The organism is Rothia sp. HMSC069D01 (genome assembly GCF_001810135.1).
In the GTDB taxonomy this organism is placed as follows: domain Bacteria; phylum Actinomycetota; class Actinomycetes; order Actinomycetales; family Micrococcaceae; genus Rothia.
Genome location: NZ_KV800100.1, coordinates 1 through 3,539, shown reverse-complemented (window position 1 = coordinate 3,539; position 3,539 = coordinate 1). Strand labels below are relative to the sequence as shown.

The 3,539-nt window shown below is 57.0% G+C and carries 1 protein-coding gene; it reads left to right on the top strand.

The window, feature by feature from the left end:
- Positions 1–177 precede the first annotated feature (177 nt).
- Positions 178–3,405: a DUF3427 domain-containing protein gene (locus HMPREF2710_RS04350; protein ID WP_049363699.1), complete on the top strand. Its 3,228-nt coding sequence runs from the start codon at positions 178–180 to the stop codon at positions 3,403–3,405.
- Positions 3,406–3,539 lie beyond the last annotated feature (134 nt).

The window sequence follows — 3,539 nt, the reverse complement described above, 5'->3', positions numbered from 1 at the left end:
CGAGAAGCCACATGTGTTTCGAAAAGCAACATATTATGTGGCTTCTCGAAACACATGTGGCTTTTCGAGGAGGATGCGGGGCAGAATTTTTGTAATTACAGGATTCCGCCACCCCTACCCCGTGAGCCGGTGACCACCCAAGCAGCGGCAAACCGCCCGGGCTGCTAGGCTGCTGCTATGACCACAACTGACGAAACTCTCCCCCTGGGGCTCTACGAACACCTCAAGAGCGCATCGCTCATGAGCCGCACCATCCCTGAAGGCGCGCAATGGCAGGAAGAAATCCTCGAAAAGGACGACTACAACATCCCCGAACTGCTCACCCAGTTCTTCGCCACCCAGCTGGCCCCCGCCCTCGAAAGCCTCAAGACCCCCGCAGACCAGGTGGAACTCATCAACCGCATGATGGAGCTCCTGCCGCAGGATGCCGAAGAGCAGAACGATTCGTTGCTGACCGATGACGACAGCAACGTAATTCAGATGCGCGAGCTCGCCCTCACTGACGCAAAAACTACGCGCCCCGATATTCCTCTGAGTGACGTTGCTCTGATGACGAATACTTCTAAAGACCTGAATCTCAATACTGAAATTCAGAAAGAATTAGAAAGTGCAGACCGCGTAGATTTGCTCTGCTCATTTCTTAAAATGTCCGGCGTTAATAGTTTGAGTGAGCAGCTTAAAGCTATTAAAAATCGCGGTATCCCTTTCCGCATTATTACCACCACCTACATGGGCGCAACCGACCGCAAGGCTATCGACCGCCTCGTTGAAGAGTACGGTGCCGAGGTAAAAATCAGTTACCAGGGCGACAGCACCCGACTGCACGCGAAGGCCTGGCTGTTCCACCGCAATACCGGCATGTCCACCGGCTATGTGGGCAGCTCGAACCTGTCCAGTGCCGCACTCACTGACGGCCTGGAGTGGAATGTTCGCATCTCTAACCCGATTACACCCGGCCTGATCCGCCAGTTTGAAGGCCTGTTTGAAAGCTACTGGAAGAGCGGCGATTTTACCCTTTACACCGCCTCTGACCAGGAGAAACAGGAGTTGGATACTGCCCTGGCCAAGGCGGATATTACCGGCCGTAAAAGCAAGGGCCTGGAGTACGATATCGACTCGTCCCTGCTGGATGTGCACCCGTTCCCGCATCAGGTGCGCATGCTCGAAGAGATGCAGAACGCTCGTTCTAAGGGCCGCCACCGTAACCTCGCCGTGGCCGCAACCGGCACCGGCAAAACCGTGTTCTCGGCTCTCGATTACAAGCGCCTCTGCGAGCAGTACGGCAAAAAGCTAAAGTTGCTTTTCATTGCACACCGAAAAGAAATCCTAGACCAGGCGCGCCGCACTTTCGGCGACGTCATGCTTAAAGGTAATTTCGGTGAGCTCCTGACCGGCGGCAAAAAGCCTGAATATAATGAGGCTGTTTTTGCGACCGTTCAAACGTTGTCAGGTGCCGCCCTCGAAAGTTACGCGCCGGACTATTTCGACGTCATCATCATGGACGAATGCCACCACATTAAGGCCGCCAGCTGGGACAAAGTTTTCAACTATTTTGAGCCCCGCGAATTTATTGGCCTGACCGCAACCCCCGAGCGAGAAGACGGGGTGAACATCGCCGACAAGTACTTTGACGGCTACGTGGCGACCTCAATCCGCCTATGGGACGCACTCGAAGACCACCTCCTCGTACCCTTCCAGTATTTCGGTATTGCCGACGGCACCGACCTGCGCCGCATCAACGTTCGAAGCGGCAAATACGACGAAAACGCCCTTGAGAACCTGTACACCAAGGACGAGGCTGAACGCCGCCTGCGCATCATCGTGGAGGAGCTACGCGAGAAGGTCGACAACCCCCTGCGCATGAAGGCACTCGGGTTCTGTGTGAGCGTGAAGCACGCCGAATACATGGCGCAGAAATTCAACGAGGTCGGTATTCCCGCTGACTTTTTGGTCGGTACAGATTCCGCCGAGCGCCGCGCCGAGGTCATGAAAAACCTTGCAGACGAAACGCACGAGCTGACCACGATCTTCACCGTGGACCTGTTCAACGAGGGCGTCGATATTCCGAGCGTCGACACCCTCCTGATGCTGCGCCCCACCAAGTCGCTCACCCTCTTCCTGCAGCAGCTGGGCCGCGGCCTGCGCCGTGCACCGTTGAAGTCTGTTCTGACGGTCCTCGACTTCGTGGGACACCAGAACAAGAACTTCATGATTCACAGCAAGTACCGCGCTTTTGCACGACAGGGCACCCTGACCGAGCAGGACGTTAAGAACCCCGAGCTGCCGGCTGGCTGCCACTTCCACCTGGACGAACTAACTCAGAAGCAGGTCATCAAGAAGATTCGCGAGTCCCTACGCATGAACCAGAACGCCCTCATCGACACCGCAAAGAGCTACCTGGAAGATATGCGCCGAAACTCCACGGACCTCGATATTCGCCCCACCGTCATTGACTTCATCAACCGCTACGGGTTGGGACTGCCGCAGATTTACGGCCGCAACAGCAAGATGACCCTGCCCGGTATCACTAAGCCCGTCGCAACAACCTGGACCAGCCTCCAGGCCGCGAGTGAACTGTACCCCGACCTGGTGGTTCCCTTCCAGGACAACGTGGCCGTCGAGACGAATAAGCGCGTCAAGGCACTCACGCACGTACACGACACGTTCCGCATTAACGCATACCTGGAGCTGCTAAACACGGACATCCTGGAGCAGGACATGACCGATGAACAGCGCCGCCACGCATGGATGCTGCTGTTCTCCATCTGGCCGAAGGCCAAGTGGGACGGTTCTTCTGAGAAGTTTAGCCTCAACGAAGGCCTGGCGACTCTGCGCAAGAACCGCGGCATGCTGCAGGAGCTGGAGAGCGTATGGAACTTCAACGCCGGTACGGACACCACCTCCACCCTGCCGCTCTTTGAGGGTGAAGGCATCCCCCTGCGCACTCACGCCCTCTACTCCCGCGAGGAACTATTCGCCGGACTGGGCGGCCAGGAGGAGAACTTCAAGGTACCCGGCGGCGTGGTCAACGGTGTTGTACCCTTCGACCCGACGAACACCACCGCGTTGCTGGTGACGTTAGAGAAATCTGAGAAGCACTTCTCCCCGGCCACCATGTACAAAGACTACGCCATCAGCACTGACGAGTTCGCATGGGATTCACAGAGCGCGACAACCCCCGAAAGTCCGACGGGTCAGCTCTTCCAACACCACGAGGAGCGAGGCCGACGCATCGTGCTCTTCGCCCGCCAGCACAGGGAGAATAGGCTCGGCCCCGAACCCTACATGTGCCTGGGCACCGTGAAATACATTTCTCACGAGGGCTCCAAGCCGATGCATATTCGCTGGTCGTTGGACCGGCCGATGCCGGCGTCCATGTTCCAGATCGCGAAGATTGCCTCGTAGGCGCTGAATAACCGCAGCAGGCGGCCCCGGATGCGTGTGTGTCCGGGGCCGCCTGCTTTTTAGACCGAGGTTTTCGATAGGTTAGTGTCTTCTCCGTGGGTCTTTAACCCGCATTAAAGTCACTAACCTATCGA

Excerpts from the sequence above, each read along its gene's own strand:
- HMPREF2710_RS04350 (WP_049363699.1), top strand. The coding sequence starts at position 178 with ATGACCACAACTGACGAAACTCTCCCCCTGGGGCTCTACGAACACCTC.